The following is a 1,831-nucleotide window of genomic DNA, read 5'->3' as shown; positions in this document are numbered from 1 at the left end:
GGGGCACCGGCAACGCGGGGGCCTCCGCCGGAGTCCAAAGGCAGTACTCCGGCAGTTGGTGACCGCGGGGGCCTGTCCGTGAATAACTGTCAGAGTTGACCTGCGGGACAGTCGTCAGTGGGACGCTGGAATGTGACTGTGCCTTCGCAAGTCCGCGTTTCCGCTGCCGAGTTGCAGTGCAAGTTCGAGCAGGTTCTGCCGCATCTCGACGAACGCCGTCGCCGGCTCTACCTCGCCAGTGAGGCCGTCTCGCTCGGTCATGGCGGAATCGCCCTGGTAGGTGCCGCCTCCCGAACCAGCACCGCCACCATCGCGCGCGGCATCACCGAACTGGAGACGCACGCGGCGCCAACGCACCGTATCCGGGCTCCGGGAGGCGGGCGCAAGCCGTTGACGGCCACCGACGCCGGTCTGCTGCCGGCTCTGGAGATGCTGATCGAACCGCATACCCGCGGCGATCCCGTCTCCCCGCTCCGCTGGACCACACTGTCGCTGCGGAGCTTGGCCCGGGCCCTGTCCGAGCAGGGGCACCTGGTCGGCGCCACGACCGTCGGACGTCTGCTGCACACGATGGGCTATAGCCTGCAAGGCACGGCCAAAACCACTGAAGGCGCACGCCATCCGGACCGCGACGCCCAGTTCGCCCACATCAACGCCACCGCCACCGCCTTCCTTGACGACGGCCAGCCGGTGATCAGCGTTGACACCAAGGCCAAGGAGTGGATCGGCAACCGCGACCGGCCCGGCCGTGTCTGGCGCCCCGGCAAAGACCCGATCAAGGTGGACTGTCACTCCCACCTCTTCGATGACGACCAACCGGCGGCCATTCCCTATGGGGTCTACGACCTGGCCACCAACACCGGCTGGGTCAACGTCGGGACCGACCATGACACCGCCGAGTTCGCCACCGAATCCATCCGCCGCTGGTGGCGCCACCGTGGGCGAGCGGACCATCCGGACGCGGACCGGTTACTGATCACCGCGGACGCCGGCGGCTCGAACAACCCCCGCTACTGGACCTGGAAGAAGCAGTTGCACACCTTCGCCCGCGAGAGCGGACTGGAGATTACAGTGTGTCACTTTCCGCCAGGTACTTCGAAGTGGAACAAAATCGAGCACCGGATGTTCTGCCACATCACCGCCAATTGGCGCGGTCGGCCGCTGACCAGCTACCAAGTCGTGCTCGAGACGATCGCCGCAACGACCACTGCGACCGGGCTGAGGATCGGCGCCGAGCTGGACACTGGCGACTACGCCCTCGGCACCACCGTCACGACCGCCGAGTTCCACGCCCTGCCGATCACACCCGATGCGTTTCACGGCAACTGGAATTACGCTCTGGCCCCGGATCCCCCAACCCCTTCCGAAGAACCGGCGACTCGTCGGCCGATCGATCCCGCCGTGACCTTGATGCTTACCGATCCGACGCTGACCGGCATGGCCCGCTCGGAATTCGCTCACCTCGTGGCGGTCTCGGAACCGTACTGGGACGCCCTGGCCGAGGCAGCCTTCCGGCGTCGCTTCCACCGCCCCCGGCGCTACCTCCATCCGCAGACCAGCAGCCTGGACCACTTCCACCGACTGCTTGCCGCACTCCTGCGCCGCCGCAAGGCCGCAACCAGCACCCTGATGGCCCAGATGCTGAACGTCACACGCACCAACCTGTCCAACCAGTTCCAGGACGGCCACCGAATTCTCGACCTGCACCGCATCCCCGTCACGCCGATACCCGGCTCACCAGCACGCACGCCCCAGCAACTGCAAACTCGTCTCACGGCCGTGGATAACACCCTTACAGATCAACTCTGACAGTTATTCACGGACAGGCCCC

1 pseudogene is annotated in these 1,831 nt (G+C 66.2%); it reads left to right on the top strand.

Going from position 1 to position 1,831, the window contains the following annotated elements:
• The first annotated feature begins 132 nt into the window (after positions 1–132).
• Positions 133–1,787, top strand: a pseudogene (locus ACTWQR_RS55605) (ISAzo13 family transposase).
• Positions 1,788–1,831 lie beyond the last annotated feature (44 nt).

The organism is Streptomyces sp. 2A115 (genome assembly GCF_052245575.1).
Classification (GTDB): Bacteria; Actinomycetota; Actinomycetes; order Streptomycetales; family Streptomycetaceae; genus Streptomyces.
This window is presented reverse-complemented; position numbering and strand designations above follow the sequence as displayed.